Origin of the sequence: Anabaena azotica SJ-1 (assembly GCF_047275885.1) — a bacterium.
GTDB classification, from domain to species: Bacteria; Cyanobacteriota; Cyanobacteriia; order Cyanobacteriales; family Nostocaceae; genus Trichormus_B; species Trichormus_B azotica_A.
Genome location: NZ_CP178454.1, coordinates 2,010,256 through 2,036,987 on the forward strand (window position 1 = coordinate 2,010,256; position 26,732 = coordinate 2,036,987).

Here is a 26,732-nt window from a genome sequence, read left to right on the forward strand (position 1 = left end):
CTTCTTTCTCCTGCCTTCTGCCTCCTGCCTTCTGCCTCCTTCTTCTGACTCCTGAAGCATTACAAATTAATTATCATCTTGATTTTTTGCTGGTTTTGGTGATTTACCTGCATTCCTGACATTCATAACTTTACTGAGTAAATCAAACCAAAAAGGCGCTCCCATCGCAATAGCAATACCGCTGATTAGCCAACCAATAATCATACTTAATATATCGAAAATAGGCCAACCACCGTTCTTGATTGCTTGCAAGTTTAGTTGAGTTTGTAAGTTTTCATTTGTCCAACCAATTGGTAAACTAATCTCATTTAAAATTTCTTGAGTATTGATATCTGGTTTTGCAGAATTAGAATTTGTAGAATTAGACTTTTCTATTGTTTGTACAGCTTTATAAACAATTGTGTCTCGCAGTACCGTATCTTTTGATAAGCGATCAATTATGTGAAATGTATCTGCATTCGCACCGACAGCTAAAGTAATACCAATTAAAATTGCGACTCCTTTAGCATTACGTTTGTAAACACCACCGGCTCGCTCCATAGAGTTATCAAAACAACTTTCAAGTTCTCCTCGTAAAATTTTAATACCTTCCTCTGTGCTTTTAGCTCTGTATTGCGCTCGTTTGGCTAGGGTGCTAATATTCTCTACTATTACAGGTGGTAAGCTATCAATCAATTCCCTAATGGTTTGATATGTGGCACTATTTTCATCATGTATAGTTGTTTCCATTTCTGTACAAATAGCACTGCTTTTATTCATTAATTGAACAATTTCATTAATATTTGGCTTCAAGCCTCCCAAAATTATGGCTTCATCGACATTTTGAAATATGTGGTCACGAAGAGCTTGTAACCTCTTTAATGTTTCCTTTAAAAATTCATGTTCATCATCAATGTTGGCTTCAAAATTATCTACATATTTATACAAGCTATCTTTCATACGCTCAACAATGGTATCTATATCATATTTGTTGTTTTTGAAATCATTAACAAGGTCTGTATATTCTTTAGTTAGATTTTTGAAATCATTTCCTATATCTTTAGTAATTTGACTTGATAATTGATTATTTTCTATTTTTTTTTGCAATCTTATCAGCACATCTCTGACTTCTTGTAAACGCTGTTCTTTAAATTTTTCCAGTCTCAGCACTGTTAAATTGTAGATTAATTTAGGTATTTTTAATTCCTCTATCAGAGTTGTGGCAAAATTATCTCCAGAAATATAGGAAGGCGCACTGCTTTGATCACCAAATGTTGTTGTTCCTAGTAAAGATTTAGACACTAACTTTTCCATATAACGAGTTTTGGCAGCTATAAACCAAGTCAATTTTCTGGGAAAAGTAGATAAAAATCCTTTTGCTTCTTGGTTGGTACTTTTAATTAATGGATTAGTATAAATTTTATTTGTTAATTCGATGATCTCCTTGGCTTTTGAGTTTTCCAAATCTCCAGCCAAGAGAATTTCAATTGATTTCCTTAGATGTACTGCCCGCCATTGCAGCACTGTAGCAATCAGTTCTTGAATTTCTGACGCTAATAAACTCAAAATTAGGTAAATAAAAATTAAACCCAGGGCGACATCTAAAATAAAAGGTAGGCGCATTATACAAACTCCTTCAGGACAATTGACCAGTTGAGGGTTGTATTCTTTATATCATTTAACTTGGAAAATGCTTGTTAAATTGTTTAAAAAATGACTAAGAAAAATTTTCTCCAAAAAATTATCATTATTGAGAGAAAACTGAGCTAGTTTTGGATCTAGCCATTGCTTGCGAAAATAATTGGTAATGGTGCAATACTGTTCTGGGTTTTGAGCCTTGAAGTTGTAATTTAGTGAAGCATTGGGCATTGAGTGGGTGAGATTCTTATCCCCATCTCCTCATCTTCTTCCCTATTACCTGCTCTACGTAATTGAACCAGCGAGTAAAATGATTAGCATAAAATATGCAAGAAGGAAGCTATATTTGGACTCACCTAGAAAAACAGCATCACCCAGTTGACAAATGGATTGATTGGATATGGTTAATAGTGTTACTGTTGGCGGCGGTGTTACTGTTCAGTATCAATCTTGGGGGACTACCACTACGAGATTGGGATGAAGGCACCGTGGCACAGGTGGCTAAAGAAATTTGGCAGGATTCAGCAGGTTCGATGCGCTGGCTTTACCCTACTTTGGGAGGTGAACCATACTATCACAAGCCACCCTTGATGCATTGGCTAATTGCTTGGTCTTACTCTGTAGGTGGTGTAAACGAATGGACAACTCGCCTACCTGGTGCAATGTTGACTGCTATTTCTGTGCCTTTACTGTATTGTCTTGGTAGAGAGATATTTCGCCAGCGTTGGGCGGCTGTGTATAGCGCCTTAATTTATTTAACAATGCTACCAGTAGTGCGTCATGGCAGGTTAGCAATGTTGGATGGGGTGGTAGTAACTCTGTTGATGGTGATGATATTGTGTGTGTTGCGATCGCGCCGAGATTTACGCTATTGCCTTGGTATTGGGATTAGTTTTGGGCTGATTTGCCTGACTAAAGGTGTATTGGGTATATTATTGGGTGCTGTGGCTGTAGTTTTTCTCTTTTGGGATACACCAAGATTACTCACTAGTTACTATCTGTGGATAGGAATATTGATCGGTATTTTACCTGTACTGGGTTGGTACGCTGCCCAACTACTGCACTATGGTTATCCCTTCACTGAGATTGATTTAGTCGATCAACCCCTGCATCAAATTAATCTGGTAGCAAATGGTCAACCTGAACCATTTTGGTTCTATCTCATAGAAATTCTCAAATGGTCATGGCCGTGGTTAGTATTTCTACCGCAAACTCTGCGCTTCACCTGGGAAAATCGTAATCTTAGCTGGGCAAGATTGATTATAGTTTGGACTGGTGTTTACTTACTGCTGATTTCTCTAGTTAGTGTCAAACAGCCTTGGTATATCTTCCCCATTTATCCTGGTTTGGCTTTGGCCTTTGGTTTCCAACTCACAGAAATAGAGAATTTGCGTTTATTCTCCTCCTATCCCCGCGCTTGGGTGACAAGTTTTGCTATTTTAGCTGTGGTAGCTTCGGCGGGTAGCATTTATTTTAGTTGGGGGAGTATAGGCAAAACAGACTTACAGATGATTTTTGCCGCTGCGGCCTTGACTATGACTTTAGCCGCTATTTTAGCAGAACGAGGCGATGGGCAATTTTTGAAGATTTTAGTTTGGGGAAGCTATATTTCCCTACTGTTGTTGATGAAATCTAATTACTGGATCTGGGAACCAGGAGAAGCTTATCCTGTCAAACCAGTTGCGGCAATGATAGCACGAGCCAACCCAGCAGTTAGGAAAATATACACATCTTTCCCCTACCCGCGGTCATCGTTGAATTTTTATAGCGATCGCACCATTATTCCTGCTTCTTTTGGCGACTTGCAATATTATTGGCAGTATGATGTACAACCACCTTATTTGCTTGTGAATGCATCTGCTTTAGAAAATCTCAAACTTCCATTGATTAAAGTAGTTGATCAAGCTCAAGGTTGGCAATTGATCACTCGCTATTAAAGAAGGTAGCAGGCAGAGTGCAGGGGCTGATGAAAATACATTCCCCTGCACCTTCTTTTCAAAACCTAGATTTTACAGCCTATTTGTGGTAATTTATGGTATGTAACCCTTTCCTGGTTGAATTATCTTCTCATTTTCTTGAACCAATGGATTGTTGTAGCTTGTATTTTCCTGGGTTACAGCAATTGTAGTTAATAAAACCGCACATCCCATAGCCAAAGCGACAAAAGGGTGCTGGAGAAGAACTAAATCTCTAATCATCCTAGCTAAAGGACGGCTTTGACGACGTAACGCCGAAGCAATGACAATATTTTTCCAAATAAACGGATCACGGACATAGTGACCACTATTACAAACCACAAGCCTTTCCTGACAATATGGACAAGTAAATAAACCAATATAGGTCTTCACAGGTTTAGTTCTGTTATTTCTGTGGCAAATTGGGCAAGTAACATAATTATTATCAAAGGTGTGTATATTCATCTAGCTTGTCCACCTAGTCCATTTACTCACTCTATAAAAATAGCTATATTGAACTTTGATCACAATTGAGTGATCTAGTCAAACCTTGACAACCGCAAGAGTTACGGCAGTTACATCCACCCAGAAGGTTGATGATGCAGGGTGTGGACAGGAGAGAATAGCTTTTGTTTACACCCAGTCCCAAAATCAATAAGGGACAGAGCTATTGCTAATTTTTCCCTACACCCCAATCTCTACAACCTTTTACTGATTTACTCACCTGCTGTCAATACTAATTCTCTCCTATTTAAACGCTTCTTTTCACAAAAATTCTAACTGCTGACTTGGGTTTATCAAAGCTTTGTAATTGAAGCCAATCAAGCATACTTGTCCAGTTGCTAAATAATGGCTCACAATGAGAATTAACGAATAAAACATTAAATTTTTTCCTACATTTCCCCCGGTTTTTCATGACTCTCTTGCCTCCTACTCAACTGAGGAAGGTAAGGTCACTACCTGACTTTCCTACAGCTTCTGCCCGTTTAACTCATCTAATTAATCGTTTTCAACCATCTCCAGAAACAGTAGTGCTGTTTTTAGCCGTGCTTATTGGTGGTGGTACTGGTATGGGTGTAGTTACCTTTCACTATTTAATCCAGCTGATTCACGACCTGTTGCTGGAAAATTTCATGGGACATATAGGAGTCTGGGGTGCTTGGACTTTAGCTTGTGTTCCCACACTAGGTGGTTTGATTGTAGGTTTAATGCGTTGGCGTACTCAAGACTTTGGCCCTGGACTTTCATCTCTAATCGCTGTCTCTCAAGGTAGAGAGGTGAAGCAACAACTACGACCTGTTACTAAGATGATAGCGGCTGCCGTCTCTTTAGGCAGTGGTGCATCTTTAGGGCCAGAAGGACCAAGTGTTGAAATTGGTACTAATTTTGGGGTGTTGTTGTCAGATGTACTGCAAGTTTCTCAAGAGAGACAGCGGTTACTTTTGGGTGCAGGTGCTGCGGCTGGTTTAGCAGCAGGATTTAATGCTCCCATTGCCGGAGTATTTTTTGCTCTAGAAGTGGTGATGGGAACTACATCTTTTGCCACTTCTGCTGTGAGTGTTGTTTTACTAGCAGCAGTAGTAGCAGCATTGATAGCTCAAATTGGTTTAGGATCCCAACCTGCTTTTGCCTTACCTGCTTACCAAGTCCGCAGTCCATTGGAATTACCGCTTTATCTGGGCTTGGGTTTGGGTGCAAGTTTAGTTGCACTGACCTACACTCAATCCATTCGTTTGGCTAAAGCGTTCTTTGAAGGTCGGATGAAAGGGTTTGAAGTTTTCACAAAGATTCCTCAGCCGATTCAACCAATTATTGGTGGTGCAGTGGTTGGACTTGTGGCTTTACAGTACCCACAAATTTTAGGTATTGGTTATGGAACTGTGCAAGCAATGCTGCAAGATCAGGAATTTTCTTTAAACCTTTTACTTGAACTTATAGTCTTGAAACTGCTAATGACGGCGGTTAGTTCTGCTAGTGGTTTTGTGGGTGGTCTGTTTGCACCGGCAATGTTTTTAGGTGCATCCTTTGGGTCAGCTTATGCCAAAGTTTTAGCTTTGATAGCGCCCATAATTGGTCAATATATGGCTGCTCCTCCAGCTTATGCCATGGTGGGTATGGCTGCTGTTTTAGCAGGTAGTGTCAGAGCGCCATTAACAGCTATTTTAATGTTGTTTGAATTAACCCGTGACTATCGCATAGTTTTACCTTTGATGGCAGCAGTGGGTTTAAGTGTATGGTTGGTAGAACGAATTAAGCCAAATGTTAACTCTAATTCCAATCTTCAACAGATTGGGCTTGCGGAATTGAAAGATCAGCAGGTGGAAATCGTACAGCAAATTTGTGTGGCAGATGCTATGCACTCCTACCCCAAAAAAATGCCTGCGAACCTTGGAGTTTTGGAAGCAGCTATGGAAATGATTCGCGATCGCACACGCAGTGCTTTAGTAATTGATAATGCAGAAAAATTAGTAGGTATTCTTTCTCTAGACGATATCAACCGTACCCTTTCCCTTTGGGAAAGTTTCCAGAATTCTCCTACTCAAATACAGGCTAATTTTGCCAGTCAAACAGTAATAGACATTTGTACAACTGATATTCTCTATGCTTGGAAGGATGAACCCTTATCAGAAGCTTTAGACCGTATGGCGTTGCGTGGTTTGCATCAATTACCAGTAGTAGCAAGAGACAACCCCGATTGCATTTTAGGTTTATTAGAAAAGGAGCAAATTGCTTTAACTTGTAACTTAGCAGCCACGCGCAAGGCTATACAGCAATATCTACCTGTCTTACCAATAACAGATATAGTGATTGGTCATTAATCATTAGTCATTGGTCATTAGTCATTGATAAAAATAAACAACTGACAAATGACAAATGACAAATTATTAAGCTGTAGCTTCTACTTCAGCATCCTCTTCCCTGTCTTCTGGGTCTACCTGCCGCAGTCGAATGTGCTTTTTACCCAAAGTGATAATAAATTCATCTCCAGGTTTAAGATTCATCTGTTTTGTATAAGCTGAACCTATCAATAAGTTGTTATTCGACTGCACACTAATTCTATAGCTGGCACTGCGTCCACCACGACCATTAGCACTAGGTGTGCTATCCAACTGAATGCCCTCAGCATCAATTAGGGCATTCAAGAATTTCATCATATTGACGCGCTCTATACCATTTTTGGTAACAGTATAGTAGCCACACTGTTTAGCTTTGTCTTCCTTGCTCTCGTTCTCTAGCTCCTTGACTTTTTTGAGCAGTTCTTCACCGACAAGGGGGTCAATTTTTTTCTGTTTAGGCATCAACTTAGGTCGAAAATGAATGTTTGAAGTGGTTGAATCGATTTTATTTTAACTGATACTGAGCTAACAGGAACAGAATCCTTTATTTTTTATCTCAGCATAGGCAAGTATATTACACTTACAGAAAAAATTGTTGCACAATTACCAATCTTGTCAAGATATTTTCTAAAAAATAAATCTGATAATGCTGATATCTATATATAGTTTGTGAATTGCTGGTAGACTATATTAGTTTAAGTTTTTTAAAGTCCAGCAAAAAAGTCGTCTGCTCACGGAAGATGAACTTGAAGTCATTGGTCATTGGTCATTGATATATCGCTTCCCTATTCCCCATTCCCCGATAACTGACAGATGAAACTAACCACTAGAGGACACTATAGTGTTAAGGCATTGCTAGATTTGAGTTTACAGCCAAAATATGGACCTGTGTCTGTAAGAGCAATTGCCAAGCGTCAAGATATTCCGGCTCCTTATTTAGAGAAACTGCTAATAGAAATGCGTCGTGCCGGATTAGTGAAATCAATTCGTGGCAGCATCGGTGGTTATCAATTAGCAATCAAACCTGCACAAATCTCTATAGGACAAATTTTAGAAGCAGTAGGGGAAAATATCACCCACTTACCTTTGAACAATCCACCTCCTGCACAAACAGAAGATTGGGTAACATTTACACTATGGCAAAGACTGAACCAAAAGCTAAAAGAAGCTTTGTACAGTATCACTCTGGCAGACCTTTATTATGATGCTCGCAGTTGGCAAGCATCTCTGGGTGAAGAAGCTAGTTTTGTGGTTTAGAGTTCCCTGTTTCCAATGAACAATGACCAATAACATCTATATCTTCATCATTGCAGCCTTGTTAGATTATTTAATTGGCGACCCTTGGGGTTGGCCTCATCCAGTACGAGTGATGGGGTGGATAATTTCTGGATTAAGTAAATTTTTTCTCCAACATTGCCAGCGTGAGATAACACAGCGTCTAGCTGGAATTGTACTCGCCATTATCCTTATAATAGGCAGTGGTTTATCAGGCTGGTTAATAATTCAAATAGCCAAATGGCTGCATCCATTATTAGGAATCATTTTAGAGAGTATTTTTTTAGCCAGTTGTTTTGCTCTTCATAGTTTACGAACCGCTGCTGTAGATGTTATCAAACCTTTAACAACAGGAAATTTAGAACAAGCTCGACAGATTTTAAGCAATTATGTGGGTCGGGATACAGCAAACCTCTCAGAACCAGAAGTTTTGCGAGCAGTTTTAGAAACTGTGACAGAAAATGCTACGGATGGAGTAATGGCTCCTTTATTTTATGCAATTGTGGGCGCATTAGTTCCTGTGGTTGGAGCAGTCCCTTTGGCTCTAGCATATAAAGCCAGTAGTACCTTAGATTCAATGGTGGGTTATCGACAAACACCCTATACTTATATTGGTTGGTTCAGTGCTAGGACAGAAGACTTTTTAACTTGGGTTCCTTGTCGGTTAACAGTCATGACTTTGGCACTCTTATCAGTTAAACCTTTAGATGTTTGGCGTATTTGTCGACGGGATGCTATTCAAGACCCCAGTCCTAATTCTGGTTGGAGCGAGTGTGCCTATGCTGCTATTTTAGGTGTACAGATGGGAGGGATCAATTACTATAGTGGAGTAGCTAAAAATAAACCATTGTTAGGAGATGCTATTTATCCAATCACCCCAGCGTCAATTTACAAAGCTTTACAATTGACTAGATATTCATTTTTACTGTGGTTGGGGTCGGCAATATTTTTAATATATAATTCGTAATTCATAATTGGAGACAGAAAGCAGAAAGTAGAAGAAAGATAAATATTCCTCCATCTCCCTCATCCCTCATTTCACTCATGTCCCTCCCCCAGAATTTATGTCTACCAAAGTAGTTGAAATTCTCTCATCAGAAGAACTGCGTCGCACCTTGACCAGGCTTGCTTCTCAAATTATTGAAAGAACTCGTGATTTGTCCCAATTGGTACTGTTGGGTATTCACACTAGAGGTGTGCCTTTAGCTAATTTATTGGCTCGTCAAATAGAAACACTTGAAGATATAAGTGTATCAGTTGGAGCATTAGATATTACATTCTATCGTGATGATTTAGATAAAATTGGCTTAAGAACACCTGCTAAAACTGAAATACCTTTTGACTTAACAGGAAAAACAGTTGTTCTAGTTGATGATGTAATTTTCAAAGGTAGAACGATTCGTGCTGCTTTGAATGCAGTGAATGAGTATGGTAGACCAGAGGTGATTCGTTTAGCTGTATTAGTAGATAGGGGTCATCGCGAATTACCAATTCACCCAGATTTTGTAGGTAAGAAACTGCCTACTGCTAAAGAAGAGATTGTCAAAGTTTACTTACAAGACGGAGATGGACGGGATGCGGTGGAATTGATTGGTAATTGAAACAGGTGATCAGTGATAGGTAATAGGTGACAGTAAAGAGAGTGATAACAGTTAACTGATAACTGTGTGAATAGTTTGTAATAATTGATTTGTTGTATAAGGTTTGCATAAAAAAGCTTTAACACCTAGATTATAAACTGCACTTATTTTATCGCTGGAAGGCAGTCCGCTGATACCAATAATTTTGACATTGGGATTAATTTTTTTGAGAGTACGAATAGTAGTTAGTCCATCCATGGATGGCATAATTATATCAATTAACACTAGAGATATTTCATTTTTAAATTCTACATATAAAGCAATTGCTTCAATACCATTATCAGCTGTTATGACTCGATAGTTGTATTTTTCTAGTGATGTTTTTGTAATATCACAAATAGCAGTTTCGTCATCTACAACTAATATTAGTTCTCCATTGCCTTGAGTCAACAATATTTCTGGTTCTTTGATAATTTCGGTTGTATCTTGTGCTGGTAAATAAACTTTAAATTTACTACCTTTTTTTTCTTCGCTATAAACATTTATAAAACCGCCATGACTTTTAATAATTCCCAAGACGGTAGAAAGACCTAAACCAGTACCTAGACCGAATTCTTTAGTAGTAAAAAAAGGTTCAAAGATCCGGTCTATGATTGTCGGCTTCATGCCAATACCAGTATCAGTTACAGTAATCACAACATAAGGTCTAACTTGAGCATCCATGTGGATTTGAGCATAATTTTCATCAACTAAAAGATTTTCGGCAGAAATCTTTAAAATGCCACCTTTGGGCATAGCATCACGGGCATTAACATATAAATTCATTAACACCTGATGTAATTGCGTAGCATCGCCATAAACAGTCCAAAGATTTTGAGAAATTTGGGTAATAATTTCAATACTTTTAGGAAATGTTTCTTTAACAATTTGCTGGATTTCGATTAGTAAATGTTTTAATTGTATCAGAGTAGGTTTGCTTAAGCCACCACAGTCATCACTATCTAGTCCACGAGCAAAAGATAATACTTGTTTAACTAAATTTGCGCCTCTTTTAGCATTATTAATCAATATCGGTATTAGTCTTTGAGAACGTTCATCTTTAATTTGTGCTTCTAAAAGTTGTGCAGTCATCAAAATGGGTGCTAGGACATTATTTAAGTCGTGAGCAATACCACTAGCTAAAGTACCAATACTCTCTAATCTTTGAGCGCGTAAAAATTGCTGTTCTAGTTGCTTTTTTTGAGTAATATCAGTGTTGACGACTAAAATAGATTGGGGTTTGTCGTTGAATGCTGGTACTAATGTCCAGCGACTTTCAACAATGATTTCTTGACCATTTTTAGTAATTTGATATAGTTCTCCTTCCCAGGATTGATTTTTAATGATAATTTTCAATACTTCTGAAAATTGAAAAATGCTTTTTTCTGGAAAAAGATGGCGGATTTTTTTTGTTTGAGCTTCTTCTTGACTCCAACCATACAGATGTTCAGCAGCTTTGTTCCAAAATAAAATGTGTTCTTCTAGATTACCTACAAAAATTGCATCAGTAGCAACATCGAGTAAAGCAGCTTGTTGACGGATTTTTTGTTCTGTTTGTTTGCGTTCAATGGCATAGCGAATGGAACGTTCTAATAAAGGTGCTGTTAATTGACTTTTTTCGAGATAATCAACTGCTCCTGCTTTCATAGCTTCTATATCTATTTCTCTATCACCCTGACCTGTAAGTAAAATAAAAGGACAAGTACAACCATTATGAATAGCTTCGCGTAACAATTCTAGTCCGTTATATGCCCCTAAACGGTAGTCTACTAGATAGATATCATGTTGATTTTGAGCTATCACTTCTCTAGCTAATAGATAACTATCAACCCATTCTAATTCACAACCAGCCACCTGAAATTCACTGAACCAATCACGAGTTAAAAAATAATCATCCTCTTCATCATCAATTAACAAAATTTTAATTTTGGTTTTATTCATAATTGCCTCCCACCGCTTATAGGGGAAGTTTTAATAGATTTCTGTTTAACTGCTTCATATCAAGTTTGGATAATTACCTACTAATAAACCTAGTACCGCAATGAATTAAAAATTGAAAATGTATGCAGCATTAGCTTTTTAGAGATTTACAATGGATAGTTAATTTCTACCGTAGTGTACTACTTTATTTGTTAGTTGCTTTTTCCAAGACCTAAAATATCGGCTACATTTGTATAATTAACCTCATTTTATAGTGTAGTAGTAATCCCTCTCTGGGAAGAAAAATTTTCAGAATTCAACTATTAGCTAATATTATTAAATGCTATACCGTACATTTGTAAAACTCAGTTATAATACTGTTATTATTTTTTTACTGTATCTAGGGTTTTTAATAGTTCTTGAACTGTGAATGGTTTGGATAAAAAAGTTATATGATTAAATTCTTGTTGCAAGGATAGATATTCAGTGGTAATTAATCCACTGATAGCAATAATTATTAATTGTGGATTAATTTTTCGCAATTTGTGAATAGTTGTAATTCCATCCATATTTGGCATAATCATGTCAATTATTGCGATTCTAATGACATCTTGATGTTGATTGTATAATTTGGTAGCTTTTTCTCCATTGCTAGCAGTAACTACTTTATAATTATTGTTTTCTAAGGTGGTTTTAGTTGTCTCTAGAATAGAAACTTCATCATCCACTAACAATATCCATTCTCCATTACCTATAGGAGTTGCTATTTCTGTTAGTGACTTAGTAATTTGGGTATCAACGGCAGGCAAGTAAACAGAAAATTCTGTACCTTTACGTAGGGTACTGGATACGGTGATGAAACCACCATGACCTTTAATGATGCCTATAACTGTTGATAAACCTAGTCCAGTTCCTTTACCAAATTCTTTAGTTGTAAAAAAAGGTTCAAATATTCTGTCTAATATGCTGCTGGGAATGCCAATTCCTGTGTCGGTAACTTTAATAACAATATAAGAACCTACTTGTGCATCTAGATGTATTTTTTTGTATGTTTCATCAATCCAAATATTCTCAGCGATGATAGTTAGAATACCACCGTTTAACATGGCATCACGAGCATTCAGGCATAAATTAATTAATACTTGGTCTAATTGGGTAATGTCACCACAAATGGGGGATAGATTTTGCTGAATTTCTGTATTTACAGTAATTGTCTTGGGGAATGTTTGTTTAACTATTTGCTGCATTTCTGTAATCAAATATTTAACTTGAATTACTGTGTGATAGCCTTGAATTCCCCTGGCAAATGATAGCACTTGCCTAACTAAATTAGCTCCCCGTTTAGCATTGCTTTCTACGATTGATAATATTTGTGAAAATTGGGAGTTTGGTGTTGGGTTTTGCAATAGATGTACTGCCATTAAAATTGGCGAAAATACATTATTTAAATCATGGGCAATTCCGCTAACAAGAGTGCCAATACTCTCCATACGTTGAGCGCGTAAAAATTGCTGTTCTAACTGTTTTTTATGAGTGATATCTGTCTCAATAATGAGGATGGATTTAGCTATGGAATTATCATCATATACTAAGTTCCACCGACTTTCTACAATTATTTCTGCACCAGATTTTTGATGTTTATATAATTCTCCTTGCCAATAACCGTTTGTGAAAACTGTTTGATATATTTTCTGCTGTTGTGATTCTATTTCATGGTTCCATAGATGGTTAGCATTTTGATTGATAACTTCTTCTGCTTTCCAACCATACAAATTTTCTGCACTTTTATTCCAAAATAATATTTTGTTGTCTAAATTCTGGACAACAATGGCATCTGTAACAATATCTAATAATGTAGCTTGTTCGCGGAGTTTTTGTTCTGCTTGTTTACGGGCTGTGATATCTTCATATATATATAAACGACCAAAGTATTGATCATTTTTATCACGAATTTGGCTAGAAAAACGTCGAATAATTCGCCCATCTGTGAACGATAGTTCATCTTCTATTACGGAACGATTATTTTCAAACTTGAGGGCGTGACATGATGATAAAAAAGATTCACTATCAGTGATTAATTGGAAACAATTGGGAAGAATATCTTGATTTTTTAATTCCCTGGTTAGCATGCGCTCTTTTAAGTGTTCAATTTTCCAAATCGCACACAATTTTTCATTAAAATAAAGGATTTCGTCAGTGCGATCATCAACCACATACAATGCTAGGGGAGAAACACTATTCATTGAAAGTAAAAGTGTTTCTTTCCAGCGCAATTCATCTTCTACTTGCTTGCGTTCTGTAATGTCTTCTACTATATAGGCAAATTGTTGATTACTATCATGTTTTTTAACGATCGCAGAGACTGTTGCTGATAAACAGACTTTTCCTCTGGGGATTTCCTGAGTATATTCAAATTTCACAGGTGCTTGAGTCAATTCTGCCTGACGATAGTAATTAATCCACTGATTTAAATGGCTTATATCTGCGCCTATCTCCCTCGCTAGACGATTTTGCATTGCTTGTGGAGTGAGTCCAAAAAATTTCGCAGTCTTGGGATTATCAGAAATATGTAAAATGTCGTTATCTACTAACTCTACAATTCCCATCATCATCGGCGCACTTTCAAAGAAACTCTGTAACGTAGATTCACTGTGATCAAGTGCTGTCTGAGTTTGTGTATATTCTGTATTTAAACGTGAAATTTCTTTTAAATTGCGGCGAATTTTTAATTGCCTAACTATTAGACGACTAATATATTGCAGTCCTGTCAGTTGTTTAGGACTGATTTGGCGTGGTACTTGATCTGCTACACACAAAGTACCAATAATTGCTTCTCCTTCTCCTGAGACTACTAAAGGAACAGCGGCATAAAATCTTATGTACGGTTCAGAGATAACTGCATTTGCTGTCGCAAACTGTTCATTTGCCAAAGTATCAGGAATAATTAAAATATCATCTTGCTGAACATAGGTTTGAAAAAACTCTTTATCTAAGGGTATTTCCTGAAAATCCAACCCTACTTTGGAGTTAAACTGATGGTGGGTATCTATAAAATTAATTGCAGCAATTGGTGTATCACAAAGGAGCGCAGCTAAAGATGCTAAATCATCAAAAGTTTGCTCTGAATCTATATCAAAAATTTCATGTTGATGGGGAGTGTCAAATTTTGCTGTTTCATGCTTAAAGACTGGGAATTTCATGAAAAATTTTCCTACTAATAGTTACAGGTTTGATAGAAAAACATTCAATTCTTCTAAGCAACCATTTTGTAAGGATTTATCCTTGATAGATGTACTACTACACCCTGTATCTCATTGGCAAAAGCGTTTGAGAATATTATTCTGATCATATTAGCACTACAAGTCATTTTTGATTTAATATGTATACGGTTATTAGCACAATATATACAGCAATTACTTCTTTTTTTAGCCCATTTTTACTCTCGGCTGGGGCTGTATAAGTTGATAAAGTTTTCTCACCAGTTTAAGATTTATGTTTCAGCAATTAGTGATAAACATGAATCTTACTTTTCCCATCAGACCTAAAGCTGAAGACAGCTTTGGTATTACCTTAGCTCCATTGTCTATTGAAGAAATTTATATTAAAGCAGACAACCCTGCCAATGGTGCAGTAGTGGTAATGAGTGGGATGGTTCGGAATCAAACTGATGGTAAAGCGGTGATAGCTTTAGAGTATCAGGCATATGAACCAATGGCGTTACATATATTTTATCAAATTGCTGCTGATGTACGCCGCTGTTGGACTGATGTGAATCGGGTAGCAATATATCATCGCGTGGGGCGGTTAAAAATTGGCGAGATCAGTGTTGTAGTAGCTGTAGGGTGTCCTCATCGTAGTGAGGCATTTGCAGCTTGTCAATATATAATTGATACCCTGAAACACAACGCACCGATTTGGAAAAAGGAACATTGGCAAGACGGTTCTAGTTCCTGGGTAAGTATTGGTGCTTGTGAACAGGAATGTTGAAGGGTATTCTCTGACAAAACATTGCTAGATTAAATGGTAAGATTGATTCACAGTATTTATAACCAGTATTTCTAGCAATAAATTTACAGGAATTTTACAAACACTAGCTTTTTTGTGGTAATATTTTTGGCTAGTAGATGAAAATTACGTGATCCTTGTGGCTATGCCTACGGTGGGTGTAGCCATTGCCCCTACTAGTCAACCTACCTATATGCTGTTTAGTTCTTCGGTTTTTATCTTAGGGTTTCTGCCGGTAACACTGTTGGTATTGTGGCTCTTAAGCAAATGGCGCTTAGATAAATTTGTACTACCTTGGTTACTAATTACTTCAATATTTTTCTATTCTTATTGGAATCTTTTTTCTCCCGCAGGACAAGAAGTAACGCCAGGATACATTTTGTTGATTATTCTTTCGATTGTTTTTAATCATCAAATGGGGATGGCGATCGCTTCAGCACAACTCCTTAGCAAACGAGCTAAATTGTTGTTGATTATTGGCACTATAGTCAATGTTAGTCTGATTGCATATTACAAATATGCTAATTTCTTTTTATCTACCGTTGGTAGCGTGTTTTCAGCTAACTGGAGTGTAGGAAATCTCATCTTACCTTTGGGAATTTCTTTTTACACTTTTACCCAAATTGCTTATCTGGTAGATGCCTATCGTGGGGAAGTTAAAGGACAAAATTATGATTTACCCACTTACGCTTTGTTTATTCTTTTCTTCCCTCAACTTATTGCCGGACCAATCTTGCGCCATGATGAATTAATACCTGAACTGCGACGCTTGAAGGATTTTGTATTTTCTGATAAAAATTTTGCTGTAGGATTGGCAGTTTTTAGTTTAGGTTTAGCCAAAAAAATTATTATTGCTGATACTTTATCCCAATGGGTATCCCCGATATTTAATAATGCTGATATTGCTACATTTATTGAAGCATGGGTAGGAGCTTTAGCATACACTTTGCAGCTATATTTTGATTTTTCAGGATATTCCGATATGGCGGTTGGACTGGGATATATGTTTAATACGAACCTACCAGTCAATTTTAATTCACCCTATAAAGCTACTTCTATAACTGATTTTTGGCGACGTTGGCATATTACCCTTTCTAACTTTTTGAGAGATTATTTATATATTCCTTTAGGCGGAAGTCGTAAAGGAGAAGTCCGACGTTATACCAATTTAATTATCACCATGTTATTAGGAGGATTATGGCATGGTGCAGGTTGGACATTTGTGATTTGGGGAGGATTACAGGGTATTTTATTATCAATAAATCATGGCTGGCGAAAACTAAATATTAAACTTCCTGCATTAGTAGGGTGGTTGATGACTTTTTTTGCAGTGGTAGTAGGTTGGGTAATATTCCGCGCTCAGAATTTACAGGATGCTATACAACTTCTCAAAACAATGTCAGGAATGAATGGCATAGTTATACCTGGTGCGCCTGGTGGTAAATTGTCTTTTCTGTCTCAATTTGGTATTCAAGTTCAAGAATGGAGTAACCTGACTTATTTACCTGAATTCTATGGTAAACAATCTTTAAGCTTTGTTGTCTTATTTGCACTAATGATTGCTGTTACCTTCCTACCTAATACTCAGGAAATCAGCAATAAAATCACTTTTAACAAATGGTGGGGAATTGGTATCGGTTTATTGGCTGGCTATTGCATACTTTCATTGAATCGTGTTTCTGAATTCCTCTATTTTCAATTTTAGAAACGAGTATAAACAGTGTTATTCACGAATGTATTATGAGCGATTCTTCTTCTCACTTAACTAATAGTTCTGAACCTCAACCGAGCAAGTCTGATAATTATCATCATTTTAATAAATGGTTTTTAATGTCTATAGCCATATCTATTTTGATGGTTGTAAGTATTAATTTTGTGGTTGATCCTTATGGAATATATAAAACTCCCAATTTTTTGGGTATTAATCATGTAAAACCCAAAAAACAGTTTAATGACCGATTATATAAAACTATTGATATTCAGCAAATAAAACCCCTGGTTGTATTTTTAGGTTCGTCAAGAACTAAACAAGGATTAGACCCTAATCATCCAGCTTTATCTAATGATCAACCTGTTTACAATCTAGCTCTTGACGGAGCTAATCCTTATGAAATGCTGCGCTATTTACAACATACTATCAAAAACCAACCTGATCTAAAAGAAGTAATAGTTGGTATTGATTTTTTTATGTTTAATGAACTTCTAGGTAATCAAGCAGGTTTTGAGGAAAGTAGGTTAGAAAAAACTTATTTAATTCCTGGTGATATTATGAATTCTCTCTTTTCAATAGATACTTTAGAGGTGAGCAAGGAAACAGTATTAGCTAGTTTGCGAGAGTTTAATAAAGATGAATACTATGGTAAAAATGGTTTTTTACCTCATCGTAAATATAAAGATGGACAGACTAAAAGTAGATTTAAAAACTCGATTAATGTATATTATGAGTTCCATCACAAATATAAGTTTTCTGATAAATATTTTGATGATTTCCAAAAAATTGTTAATTTATGTCGAGAAAAGAAGATAAAATTAATTGTTTTTATTTCTCCTACTCATGCGACTGATTTGGAAGCGATTAGATCCACAGGAGAATGGCAAACTTTTGAAACATGGAAAAGGAAAGTTGTGCAAGTAATTCCTGTCTGGGATTTTTCTGGATATAGTACTATAACCACTGAATCAATTAAGGATGTAATGAAAAATTATGCCGATAATTCCCATTATACTCAACCAGTTGGTGATTTATTATTAAATCGCATTCTTGCTTATAAAGAAAATGAAGTACCAGCAGATTTTGGTGTTTTAGTAACTAAAGAAAATATTGAATCTCATTTAGCTAAAATTCGTGCAAATAGAGAAGAATGGGTAAAAAACCACAAAGATGAATTAGAGTTAGTCCAAACTCTGGAAAAGAAATTTGTGGAAAATACAAATAAGAATGCTCGACATGGGCAACAATAAATTATCAATAAATTACAACCTTCCTGGTGAAATATTTTTGTAGCCTCCAAGAAATTAATCATGATGTAATTGAATAAAACAACCATAATGTATGAGTAGTTCACCTTTTACTGATTTAACTAATTCTTCTCAACCAAAGCCGAAAAATTCTGATAATGATTCCAACTTTAATAAATGGTTTTTATTAACTCTAGTAGTATCTATGTGGCTAGTGTTAAGTTTTAATATAGTAGTTGATCCTTATGGAATCTATAAAACGCCTAATTTTTTCGGTATTAATCATGTAAAAATCCAAAAAAATTCAAATGATCGCTTACATAAAGCTATTGATATTATTCGTATTAAACCATTAACTATATTTTTAGGTTCATCAAGAACTAAGCAAGGTTTAGATCCTACTCATCCGGCTTTATCTAATGCTCAACCTGCTTACAATCTGGGAATTGATAGTGCTAATAGCTATGAAATGATGCGCTATTTACAACATACACTAAAAAATCAACCTCACCTGAAGCAAGTAATTGTTGGGATTGATTTTTTTATGTTTAATGAATTACTACTTAATCGGCCTGGTTTTGATGAAAGTAGGTTAGAAAAAACTTATTTAATTCCTGCTGATATAATGAATTCTCTATTTTCATTAGATACCTGGGAAGTCAGTAAGAAAACCATGTTGGCTAGTTTGAAAGAGCCTAATAAAAATGAATTATATGGTGAAAATGGATTTGTACCTTATAGTGAATACAAAAATGGCAAGACTAGATGGAACTTTAAATATTCTCTAGGTTTATACTTGAATCGCTACCATTACTATAAATTTTCTGATAAATATTTTGATGATTTTCAAAAAATTGTTAATCTTTGCCGAGAAAACAAGATAAAATTAATTGTTTTTATTTCTCCATCTCATGCTACTCAATGGGAAGCAGTTAGAGCCGCAGGAAAGTGGGAAATATTTGAAAACTGGAAAAGGAAAGCTGTGCAAGTAACTCCAGTTTGGGATTTTTCTGGATATAATACTATCACCAATGAGCCAATTAATGATGTGATGGAAAACTATGCAGATAATTCCCATTATGTAAAACCAGTTGGTGATTTGCTACTGAATCGTATTCTCTCCTATCAAGAAAATGAAGTACCAGCAGATTTTGGGGTTTTAGTAACTAAAGAAAATATTGAATCTCACTTGGGTAAAATTCGTAGTGATAGAGAAGAATGGGTAAAAACCCGCCCAAATGAATTAGATTTAGTGGAAAGTTTGCAAAGAAAATTTGTGGAAGAATTAAAGAAACAGAATAAAAGGACAATGAAAATAATTAGGTAAACGCTTAATAACCCACATTCAGCACTTGAGTAGTCAGCAGGTAAAGCAGTTTGAGAATTAAGCAATAGTTTAAAAAATGAAAACATTCCTGTAAAAATACTTAACAAATAAAAAGGTTACTGTTGCAATTGTTTATAGATATTGCCATCAAGTATTGCAGTTTGTAAATATTTTGTGTAGCTGTAAGGACTATGCCTTTAGACTAATGTCGATACAGACATGGTTTAAGATGGGGATAAAGACAAATGTGTTTAGTAAATCTATTTTGTCACGAGTTTGTAGTTGCTGTTTCCTTTGTGGCTTGTATTGTTGGTCTAGTATTATTGTGGGACAGTAAGATAGAGAAAGATGAAGCCCAAGCGACAGAAGAAGTTTTGTTGAGAATGAGCTTTGCTTATTGGCTGGTTTACTGTGTTGCTTTTGGTATTGAAAAGATGGTTTTACCGGATTGGGAAGGTTTAACTACAACTCTAAAGATTACTACAGCTTTGTCATATTTTTTAACTTTTTCTTGTATTCTTAGTTTGCCATTACATAAATTTGCAGTGCATGAAGTTGAAGAATAGTTAAATTTCTAGGGAGGAGTGTTTTTGATTCCTCCCTGGTTTAATTTTTTGATTCATGCAATTTTCATGGCTATAGCGATCGCATATTCGAGTTGTTCCTGTGGTAAAGTTGTTAGCACAAATACCTCTTGCACCGTCTTTCCCTGACGTGCAATAACTTTATAACCCCCACGAATAGGTACAGACACACGCAATTGCATTTTTGGCGCATGGCCTTTCACTCGTCCAATTACCGCCGGTGTCACAGTAGAAATACCATCCTGTTGACACAAACGTTCTAAAATGGGGATAAGACCAGGAATGTGGGTAGAATGATTCCAAACAAGTCTGCCATCAGTGGGTTTAGTCATGATTAAGCTGCTTCCAACGGTGCCATTGTTAATCCAGCACGTCGCAGCTGTTGATGGTACAATTCTGCTGGTTCTTGGGGACCAACCCAAACTATCGCTTGTCCTTCATAGTGTACTTGATTAGTGAGATCCCAAGCGCGATCGCCTGACATTCCCGGAATATACTTCACCAAACATTCAGCCACGTGCTGAAAAGTGTTGAAATCATCATTTAAGACAATCACCTTATAATTAGGATAGGTTTTCCGAGTAACTTGATTAACCCGATCAGGTGTTACAGTTGGTGCTGTGGCCATATCGTAAACAGCTGCAAGTCTTATCTCCATAAATCAAAAACTACGTTTTACAAAACAACACTTCAAATAACTAGTTTAATTCATTGTTGGGTTGAGAATTGGGGAGAGTTGCTCAAGAATACAATTTAGCTAAGAACATATAAACTGATAACAGGTGCAACAATGAACACCTTTCAACTCTATACAACCGATTTCCATGCTTGGACTCAAGAACAGGCTAATTTACTCAAAACTCAACAATGGGACACATTAGACACTGTTAATTTAATTGAAGAACTGGAAACCTTGGGAAGAAAAGAAAGACAAGAATTGAGAAATAGATTGGCCGTGTTACTAGGACATCTATTAAAATGGCAATTTCAAGCAGAAAAACGTAGTAATAGTTGGCTGAGTACAATTAAAGAACAACGCATTCAAATCAAACTACTTTTACAAGATAGTCCCAGCTTAAAACCTTATTTAGAGGAAGTGTTTCTCACAGCTTACGAACTGGGTTTAGCCTTAGCAATGCGAGAAACTCAATTAGGTGAACAGGTATTTCCAGAAATATGTCCTTACACTTCTGAACAAACTCTCAATTCTGACTTTCTACCAAATTAGGTGACAGGTGACAGGTGACAGGTGACAGTAAGAAGAACAGTTAATAGTTATAACTGATAACTAATTTATTTCCAATCTTCCCAATTTTGGTTAAAAATGGAAGTATCAGGAAAAGCAGTAGGATTACCGTTGGACTCCAACAACCGTTTTAAGACTTGTAATTGCGGTTCTGGTTTCGGTAAATCATCAACTAACTGATAGGGTGCAATATTCTGTTTTAGCGCAAAACTGGCCACAGTTCCCGCAGCAGCACCAGAAGACCATTCAAAGGAATGTACGCGATACGCAGCCGCAGCTATATGGCTAGTAGCAATACTTTTACCACCTACCAATAAATTATCAATTTTTTGGGGAATCATTGCTCTTAGGGCAATTTGGAAGGGATAAGCGTTACCCGCACCCCTTCTTTCTCCTGGACGTTCTTTATTTCCCGGTGCTTCCGCTGGACTTTTCTCCATACAAGGATGAAAATCTATAGCGTAGTGACCGATACCTACAGCATCCGGGAAAATAGTGGAACGACTGCGTTTTATGGCTTTATCTGGAGCAATTTCACCTCTAATTACAGATGTTGCTTCTAAACCTGCAAGTGTCGCTTTTAACTGGCGATACATATCCACAGGTAGAGTTTTCCGATAATACTCATCATTATAATTACGGCGAGAAATATCAACTTCCCAAATACCAAACCCTTGCGGTTGTCCCCAACTAGGACGGCCGATAATCCGTCTTCCTTCTCGCATATAAGGGTATTTGGATAAACCGTGTGCAGTTCCCATTGGGGAATTAAAACCTGTTAACAAACGGTTGTTAGGTTGGGGTTGCTTCACACCTGCACCTAGTTGAGAGTCAGTATTTCCCGCAACTAACCAGTAATAATAAGCGAGAGCATTTTCTTCTCCTTTGCGGAAGGTTTCGGTTCTGAGTCCTCCTAACCAGCCACCGGGTTGTAATTGACCTGTGGCTTGTAATTGTTGACGAGTATAAATTAAATTATCTTGACTTGTTCCTGGACGGTAGTCATTCCCCCAAGTCCAGTTTTGCATGGATATGTCCCCTGGGGTGGGGGTGGTAAAATTAACACCACCAAATTTAGTTTGTTTTCCCTGTTGCGGACTCCAAATACGACGATAGGTGAAAACTAAATCAAAATTTGCTAATCTTGCTAATTCATAGCTGAAATAAGGCGCATATTGGGGATAAAATGGGGGCATAACTTGGTTTTGTGGTTCTTTTGTTGCCTCCATTGCAAAGGTGTATGTAAAACCTTGGGTACAATAAGGATCGTTGGTGGTGCTGGAAGATGAAGGTTCAAGATAGGAACGCGCATCAATTCCTAGACGATAAGGAACATCTGCTAAAGCGATAATTTCCCCGGTTTCGCTGGTGTCTACAACGTACCATTTTGAGGTTTTGTTTTGAGATTGTTTGGGCTGAAAACGAATTATAGTTTTAGTGAAGCGGGATGAGTTTTGGTAACTATAAGCGTCTTCTATGGTTTGAGATAAGGTGAAGGTGTTAAGGGGTGGTGCGTTTTTTGCTGGTTGGTGTTGTATTGCGATCGCACTATTGATTATTTTACCATCTTGGCTAAGTTGTAAATCTTTAATTACGGTATTGGGAAACCATTGTAATTTTCCTTTACCCTGTTTTTCGGCATCTTTAAGCATTTTTGTGATGATGTTGTGAGCATCACGGGGGAGAAAGCAGGAGTCACTTACCCAACAGTCACCAGGATTAAGTTTGCCATATTTGCGTTGAATGCGATCGCGCAATTCCAAATATCCGCGAGAATAGAACTGTTTATCTCGTTGGGTTGGTCTTTCGTCTAATGCAGATGTACCTTGAGAGGATATCTGTCCACCTAACCAGTCGGTTATTTCTGTTAAACAAACTGTCCTTCCTGCGAGTAACCCTTCATAAGCTGTAGCAACTCCAGAAAGTCCACCACCCACAACGAGAATTTCACAGTTGATGATTTTATCTGGGTTTCTGGGTGGGGTTGCAGTGACGAAATAGGGTGTGAAAATGGTGGTTAGTAAGCTGATGCTGATGAGTAATTTTTGGTGACAAGCCTTTTTTTGTCTGCGGTTCATGGTTTCTGCACTCTGAAAACTACGTCATTGAGTAGACGGTGGTTTTGGAGAAATGTTCATATAGCAGGAGTCAGGAGTCAGGAGTTAGGAGTCAGGAATCAGGAGTAAAACCCTGTTTTAGTCAGAGTTTCATTATTAATTTATGTCCTCACCATTATGTCCACTGCTATCTTTCTCAAGAAAAAATAAAATTCCGGCAATTCCATAACCCAAGAACTACCATTAAAACAAACAATTAAAAATCGGTATGTGCCGTCATGACAACTAAAAAGGAATTTAACAGCTTTGAAGAAATGCTATCAGGTTCTGATGTTCCAGTATTAGTGGACTTTTACGCTGACTGGTGTGGTCCTTGTCAGATGATGGTTCCAATTTTAGAACAAGTTAATGCTCAATTAAAAGACCGTTTACGAATTGTCAAAATTGATACTGAAAAATACACAGGCTTGGCGACTCAGTATGAAATAGCTGCTTTACCAACCTTGGTACTATTTAAGCAAGGTAAGGCAGTAGAGAGAATTGAGGGAGTAGTCCAAGCACCACAGCTAGTTCAACATCTGAAAACTCTGATTTAATCTGGTAATAGGTAATAGGGGAGTATAAACTTTTATTTCTTCCCTGTTCCCTGTTCCCTTTAAGACCGACGTGCATTTAAGCAACACCATTCTTTTCTTTTCCAGAGAGTCGCTACAACCCAGCCATTTTGTTCTAAAACATCAGCAACAGCTTTAGATTGTTCTAGTAAAATACCACTAAAGACTCCCCAGCTAGTAGTTTTAGTAATAGCTCCCATTTCTGGAATTAATTCAATAATGACATCAGCCAAAATATTGCAAACAATACCATCCACTGGTTGAGAAATCAGTTTTGTCAAAATATCAACACTACCCTGGGCTGGTATTAACTGTTCTGAACTAATATCATTAAGGGCGCGATTGCTGAAAGTTGATTTCACAGCCAAGGGATCATTATCGACTGCATAAACTTTTTCTGCTCCCAAAAGTATGGCACCAATGGAAAGGATACCGGAACCACACCCAATATCTGCGATTACTAAAGATTGTTTTTTTTCATTCTTATCAATAAAAGCTGTGGGGACTTCGCTGAGGCGCATTTCTAGAGATTCTAAACACAGTTGAGTTGTGGCATGATTACCTGTACCAAAAGCAACACCTGGATCAAGACGAATCACTAACCGTTCTAATGAGTCCGGTAACGGTAGCCATGCGGGATTAATTAGGAAGCGATCGCCTATTTCTTGAGGTTGCCAATACTGTTTCCAACTACTAGCCCAATCCTCCTCATCAATTAAATTCCAGTGTAGCAGGGGAGATGGCAATCCTATACACAAAGCATCTTGACGCAACCATAGTGATAGCGCCGACAAATCCAGTAGCTGTGCTTGAAAACTTGGTAAATAAGCCTTTAATAATGAAGAATTCCCTTTACTTTCGCTGGCTGTACCACGACAGCCAAAACCTTCCAGTCGCCAAAAGATTATATCTTCTAGGTCTGGCTCACATAAAATTTTTAGTTCCCACCAAGTATTTGCCATAAAATTTTAGATTACTAGAACAGGGAACAGGGAACGGGGAACAGGGAACAGGGAACAGGAAATAAAGAACATAGCTGTCACCTGTCACCTGTCACCTATTTTAAAGTGTTACTGTATATGCGTCTCGAATGCCTGGTACTTTCGTAATTTCATCCAAAATGCCATCGGGTAAAGGATCATCAATACTCAAAGCCATTACAGCATCACCACGGACAATTTTTCGTCCTACCTGCATACTGGCAATATTGACATTAAAACTACCCAATAGAGAACCGAGTTTACCAATAATTCCTGGCATATCACGGTGCAGAGTGAACAGCATATATTTGCTAGGTGGAACGTTAATGGGGAAGCCATCAACATCAGTTAGGTGGATTTCCTTATCACCTAACAAAGCACCTGTGACAGAATGAGTGCCTAAAGTACCTGTAGCTTCTAAATGCAGTGATCCTGCATAATCTCGTGCTGAGGCATCCCTGGTTTCAATAACGCGAATACCCCTTTCTTTGGCTTCTATGCTGGCGTTAACATAATTTACTCGTTCCCGTAAAGCTTGATATAGTAGTCCTTTCAGGGCTGCTACTACTAAAGGCTGACTCTTATTAGTTGCCAGTTCCCCTTGTAGTTTGACAGTCAGTGTTTCCACCCTGCCACCTGCTAGTTGTCCTACCAAGTTACCCAAGGTTTCAGCCAACTGCATATAGGGCTTGAGTTCTTCCAAGATATCGGGTCCGAGTCCGGGAATATTGACAGCTGAACGGGCTGGTAGTCCTAAAATCACATCACGGATTTGTTCAGCTACGTCTATGGCTACGTTAACTTGGGCTTCGGTGGTAGATGCACCCAAATGGGGAGTGAGGATGATATCTTTACCGAGCGATCGCAATTCAGACTCTCCCAGAGGTTCAGAATCGAACACATCCAAGGCTGCACCACCGATTTTACCTTCTTTAATCGCCGTTGCCAAAGCTGACTCATCAATGATGCCACCACGAGCGCAGTTAATAATTCTCGCAGTTGGTTTCATCTTCGCCAAAGTTTTAGCGTTGATTAAATTGGTAGTTTCTGGAGTTTTTGGGATGTGTAAAGTAATATAATCTGCTTGCTGAAATAGCAAATCTAAATCTACCAACTGACAGCCAATTTGTTCGGCGCGTTCTGTAGAAATAAAGGGATCATAAGCTAATAACTTCATCCCCATCGCCTTAGCTACAGCCGCGACATGGGAACCAATTTTCCCCAAACCCACAATACCCAGGGTTTTTTTGTATACTTCTGCACCTACAAAAGTTTTCCGGTCCCATTCACCGCGTTTAACGGAAGCATTTGCATCGGGGATATGACGGGATAAAGATAACATCATTGCTAGTGCGTGTTCAGCAGCAGCGATCGTGTTTCCCTCTGGAGAATTAACTACTACAATACCTCTGCGGGTAGCAGCAGGAACATCCACATTATCCACACCTACACCAGCACGACCAATAATTTTTAATTGTGTGCCAGCTTCAATAATCTCTTGAGTAACGCGAGTTCCAGAACGGATCATGAGCGCGTCATACTCACCAATAATTTCTATTAGTTCTGCTGGTTTTAGACCTGTTTTGACATCAACCGTAGCCACTTGGGAAAGAATGTCAATACCAGCTTGGTCAATCGGATCGGAGACAAGAACCTTGGACATGATTACTTCATTTATAATTCTAGGTTTTCCGCAAGCATTCAGCTATTAGCGGTCAGCAGTCAGATTTTTAACAGT

The 26,732-nt window shown here is 37.5% G+C and carries 22 protein-coding genes; 12 read left to right on the forward strand and 10 right to left on the reverse strand.

Going from position 1 to position 26,732, the window contains the following annotated elements:
• Window positions 1–66: 66 nt before the first annotated feature.
• The gene (locus tag ACLLO5_RS08820) at window positions 67–1,602 is read right to left on the reverse strand and encodes a hypothetical protein (RefSeq protein ID WP_413175084.1); all 1,536 of its coding nucleotides are present in this window, start codon (window positions 1,600–1,602) and stop codon (window positions 67–69) included.
• Window positions 1,603–1,943: 341 nt separating this feature from the next.
• Between ACLLO5_RS08820 and ACLLO5_RS08825 the strand changes: the two genes are divergently transcribed.
• Complete coding sequence (locus ACLLO5_RS08825; protein ID WP_413175085.1) at window positions 1,944–3,554, forward strand: ArnT family glycosyltransferase; 1,611 nt, start codon at window positions 1,944–1,946, stop codon at window positions 3,552–3,554.
• Window positions 3,555–3,647: 93 nt separating this feature from the next.
• On the opposite strand, the gene ACLLO5_RS08830 is transcribed toward ACLLO5_RS08825, so the two are convergent.
• Entirely contained in the window at window positions 3,648–4,037 is a 390-nt protein-coding gene (locus tag ACLLO5_RS08830; protein WP_413175086.1) for a hypothetical protein, read from the reverse strand.
• Window positions 4,038–4,486: 449 nt separating this feature from the next.
• On the opposite strand from ACLLO5_RS08830, the gene ACLLO5_RS08835 reads away from it, so the two are divergent.
• A complete protein-coding gene (locus ACLLO5_RS08835; protein WP_413175087.1) occupies window positions 4,487–6,391 on the forward strand; it encodes a chloride channel protein in 1,905 nt (634 codons plus the stop codon).
• A gap of 66 nt (window positions 6,392–6,457) precedes the next feature.
• Here the strand turns inward: ACLLO5_RS08835 and ACLLO5_RS08840 are convergent, their stop codons facing one another.
• Window positions 6,458–6,871 carry an AbrB family transcriptional regulator gene (locus ACLLO5_RS08840; protein ID WP_413175088.1) on the reverse strand — a complete coding sequence of 138 codons (414 nt, stop codon included), beginning with the start codon at window positions 6,869–6,871 and terminating at the stop codon, window positions 6,458–6,460.
• Window positions 6,872–7,222: 351 nt separating this feature from the next.
• Between ACLLO5_RS08840 and ACLLO5_RS08845 the strand changes: the two genes are divergently transcribed.
• From ACLLO5_RS08845 to pyrR, 3 genes are all read left to right on the forward strand, one after another.
• Window positions 7,223–7,666, forward strand: a complete 444-nt coding sequence (locus tag ACLLO5_RS08845) for an Rrf2 family transcriptional regulator (protein WP_413175089.1) — start codon at window positions 7,223–7,225, stop codon at window positions 7,664–7,666.
• 22 nt (window positions 7,667–7,688) lie between these two features.
• A complete protein-coding gene (gene cbiB / locus ACLLO5_RS08850; protein WP_413175090.1) occupies window positions 7,689–8,651 on the forward strand; it encodes an adenosylcobinamide-phosphate synthase CbiB in 963 nt (320 codons plus the stop codon).
• Between the two features lie 97 nt (window positions 8,652–8,748).
• A complete protein-coding gene (gene pyrR, locus ACLLO5_RS08855; RefSeq protein WP_413175091.1) occupies window positions 8,749–9,285 on the forward strand; it encodes a bifunctional pyr operon transcriptional regulator/uracil phosphoribosyltransferase PyrR in 537 nt (178 codons plus the stop codon).
• Between the two features lie 51 nt (window positions 9,286–9,336).
• Here the strand turns inward: pyrR and ACLLO5_RS08860 are convergent, their stop codons facing one another.
• Both ACLLO5_RS08860 and ACLLO5_RS08865 read right to left on the reverse strand, forming a co-directional pair.
• The gene (locus ACLLO5_RS08860) at window positions 9,337–11,244 is read right to left on the reverse strand and encodes a response regulator (protein ID WP_413175092.1); all 1,908 of its coding nucleotides are present in this window, start codon (window positions 11,242–11,244) and stop codon (window positions 9,337–9,339) included.
• A 362-nt stretch (window positions 11,245–11,606) separates the two neighbouring features.
• A complete protein-coding gene (locus ACLLO5_RS08865; protein WP_413175093.1) occupies window positions 11,607–14,423 on the reverse strand; it encodes a PAS domain S-box protein in 2,817 nt (938 codons plus the stop codon).
• 316 nt (window positions 14,424–14,739) lie between these two features.
• Here ACLLO5_RS08865 and ACLLO5_RS08870 point away from each other — a divergent pair, with 316 nt between their 5' ends.
• From ACLLO5_RS08870 to ACLLO5_RS08890, 5 genes are all read left to right on the forward strand, one after another.
• A complete protein-coding gene (locus ACLLO5_RS08870) occupies window positions 14,740–15,210 on the forward strand; it encodes a molybdenum cofactor biosynthesis protein MoaE (RefSeq protein WP_413175094.1) in 471 nt (156 codons plus the stop codon).
• Between the two features lie 163 nt (window positions 15,211–15,373).
• A complete protein-coding gene (locus tag ACLLO5_RS08875) occupies window positions 15,374–16,933 on the forward strand; it encodes an MBOAT family O-acyltransferase (protein ID WP_413176043.1) in 1,560 nt (519 codons plus the stop codon).
• Between the two features lie 35 nt (window positions 16,934–16,968).
• Window positions 16,969–18,189 carry a hypothetical protein gene (locus ACLLO5_RS08880; protein WP_413175095.1) on the forward strand — a complete coding sequence of 407 codons (1,221 nt, stop codon included), beginning with the start codon at window positions 16,969–16,971 and terminating at the stop codon, window positions 18,187–18,189.
• Between the two features lie 91 nt (window positions 18,190–18,280).
• Window positions 18,281–19,513, forward strand: coding sequence for a hypothetical protein (locus ACLLO5_RS08885; protein ID WP_413175096.1), 1,233 nt, complete (start codon window positions 18,281–18,283; stop codon window positions 19,511–19,513).
• Between the two features lie 245 nt (window positions 19,514–19,758).
• The gene (locus ACLLO5_RS08890) at window positions 19,759–20,079 is read left to right on the forward strand and encodes a hypothetical protein (RefSeq protein ID WP_413175097.1); all 321 of its coding nucleotides are present in this window, start codon (window positions 19,759–19,761) and stop codon (window positions 20,077–20,079) included.
• Window positions 20,080–20,132: 53 nt separating this feature from the next.
• On the opposite strand, the gene ACLLO5_RS08895 is transcribed toward ACLLO5_RS08890, so the two are convergent.
• Together ACLLO5_RS08895 and clpS are read right to left on the reverse strand one after the other, a co-directional pair.
• Window positions 20,133–20,429: a DUF2103 domain-containing protein gene (locus ACLLO5_RS08895; protein ID WP_413175098.1), complete on the reverse strand. Its 297-nt coding sequence runs from the start codon at window positions 20,427–20,429 to the stop codon at window positions 20,133–20,135.
• A gap of 2 nt (window positions 20,430–20,431) precedes the next feature.
• Window positions 20,432–20,755, reverse strand: a complete 324-nt coding sequence (gene clpS / locus ACLLO5_RS08900) for an ATP-dependent Clp protease adapter ClpS (RefSeq protein WP_413175099.1) — start codon at window positions 20,753–20,755, stop codon at window positions 20,432–20,434.
• Window positions 20,756–20,887: 132 nt separating this feature from the next.
• Between clpS and ACLLO5_RS08905 the strand changes: the two genes are divergently transcribed.
• Window positions 20,888–21,325 (forward strand): DUF29 domain-containing protein, encoded by a 438-nt coding sequence (locus ACLLO5_RS08905; protein WP_413175100.1) that lies wholly within the window; start codon window positions 20,888–20,890, stop codon window positions 21,323–21,325.
• 65 nt (window positions 21,326–21,390) lie between these two features.
• On the opposite strand, the gene ACLLO5_RS08910 is transcribed toward ACLLO5_RS08905, so the two are convergent.
• Complete coding sequence (locus tag ACLLO5_RS08910) at window positions 21,391–23,421, reverse strand: FAD-dependent oxidoreductase (protein ID WP_413175101.1); 2,031 nt, start codon at window positions 23,419–23,421, stop codon at window positions 21,391–21,393.
• Window positions 23,422–23,678: 257 nt separating this feature from the next.
• Here ACLLO5_RS08910 and trxA point away from each other — a divergent pair, with 257 nt between their 5' ends.
• The gene (trxA, locus tag ACLLO5_RS08915) at window positions 23,679–23,996 is read left to right on the forward strand and encodes a thioredoxin (protein ID WP_413175102.1); all 318 of its coding nucleotides are present in this window, start codon (window positions 23,679–23,681) and stop codon (window positions 23,994–23,996) included.
• Window positions 23,997–24,055: 59 nt separating this feature from the next.
• Here trxA and prmA read toward each other — a convergent pair whose 3' ends face one another.
• Together prmA and serA are read right to left on the reverse strand one after the other, a co-directional pair.
• Window positions 24,056–24,976: a 50S ribosomal protein L11 methyltransferase gene (gene prmA, locus ACLLO5_RS08920; protein WP_413175103.1), complete on the reverse strand. Its 921-nt coding sequence runs from the start codon at window positions 24,974–24,976 to the stop codon at window positions 24,056–24,058.
• Window positions 24,977–25,076: 100 nt separating this feature from the next.
• A complete protein-coding gene (serA, locus tag ACLLO5_RS08925) occupies window positions 25,077–26,657 on the reverse strand; it encodes a phosphoglycerate dehydrogenase (RefSeq protein ID WP_413175104.1) in 1,581 nt (526 codons plus the stop codon).
• Window positions 26,658–26,732: the final 75 nt, after the last annotated feature.

Bases quoted from the DNA above. Each gene is read 5' to 3' on its own strand.
- ACLLO5_RS08820 (WP_413175084.1), bottom strand. From the start codon at position 1,602: ATGCGCCTACCTTTTATTTTAGATGTCGCCCTGGGTTTAATTTTTATT.
- ACLLO5_RS08825 (WP_413175085.1), top strand. From the start codon at position 1,944: ATGCAAGAAGGAAGCTATATTTGGACTCACCTAGAAAAACAGCATCAC.
- ACLLO5_RS08830 (WP_413175086.1), bottom strand. From the start codon at position 4,037: ATGAATATACACACCTTTGATAATAATTATGTTACTTGCCCAATTTGC.
- ACLLO5_RS08835 (WP_413175087.1), top strand. From the start codon at position 4,487: ATGACTCTCTTGCCTCCTACTCAACTGAGGAAGGTAAGGTCACTACCT.
- ACLLO5_RS08840 (WP_413175088.1), bottom strand. From the start codon at position 6,871: ATGCCTAAACAGAAAAAAATTGACCCCCTTGTCGGTGAAGAACTGCTC.
- ACLLO5_RS08845 (WP_413175089.1), top strand. From the start codon at position 7,223: ATGAAACTAACCACTAGAGGACACTATAGTGTTAAGGCATTGCTAGAT.
- cbiB (WP_413175090.1), top strand. From the start codon at position 7,689: ATGACCAATAACATCTATATCTTCATCATTGCAGCCTTGTTAGATTAT.
- pyrR (WP_413175091.1), top strand. From the start codon at position 8,749: ATGTCTACCAAAGTAGTTGAAATTCTCTCATCAGAAGAACTGCGTCGC.
- ACLLO5_RS08860 (WP_413175092.1), bottom strand. From the start codon at position 11,244: ATGAATAAAACCAAAATTAAAATTTTGTTAATTGATGATGAAGAGGAT.
- ACLLO5_RS08865 (WP_413175093.1), bottom strand. From the start codon at position 14,423: ATGAAATTCCCAGTCTTTAAGCATGAAACAGCAAAATTTGACACTCCC.
- ACLLO5_RS08870 (WP_413175094.1), top strand. From the start codon at position 14,740: ATGAATCTTACTTTTCCCATCAGACCTAAAGCTGAAGACAGCTTTGGT.
- ACLLO5_RS08875 (WP_413176043.1), top strand. From the start codon at position 15,374: ATGCCTACGGTGGGTGTAGCCATTGCCCCTACTAGTCAACCTACCTAT.
- ACLLO5_RS08880 (WP_413175095.1), top strand. From the start codon at position 16,969: ATGAGCGATTCTTCTTCTCACTTAACTAATAGTTCTGAACCTCAACCG.
- ACLLO5_RS08885 (WP_413175096.1), top strand. From the start codon at position 18,281: ATGAGTAGTTCACCTTTTACTGATTTAACTAATTCTTCTCAACCAAAG.
- ACLLO5_RS08890 (WP_413175097.1), top strand. From the start codon at position 19,759: ATGTGTTTAGTAAATCTATTTTGTCACGAGTTTGTAGTTGCTGTTTCC.
- ACLLO5_RS08895 (WP_413175098.1), bottom strand. From the start codon at position 20,429: ATGACTAAACCCACTGATGGCAGACTTGTTTGGAATCATTCTACCCAC.
- clpS (WP_413175099.1), bottom strand. From the start codon at position 20,755: ATGGAGATAAGACTTGCAGCTGTTTACGATATGGCCACAGCACCAACT.
- ACLLO5_RS08905 (WP_413175100.1), top strand. From the start codon at position 20,888: ATGAACACCTTTCAACTCTATACAACCGATTTCCATGCTTGGACTCAA.
- ACLLO5_RS08910 (WP_413175101.1), bottom strand. From the start codon at position 23,421: ATGAACCGCAGACAAAAAAAGGCTTGTCACCAAAAATTACTCATCAGC.
- trxA (WP_413175102.1), top strand. From the start codon at position 23,679: ATGACAACTAAAAAGGAATTTAACAGCTTTGAAGAAATGCTATCAGGT.
- prmA (WP_413175103.1), bottom strand. From the start codon at position 24,976: ATGGCAAATACTTGGTGGGAACTAAAAATTTTATGTGAGCCAGACCTA.
- serA (WP_413175104.1), bottom strand. From the start codon at position 26,657: ATGTCCAAGGTTCTTGTCTCCGATCCGATTGACCAAGCTGGTATTGAC.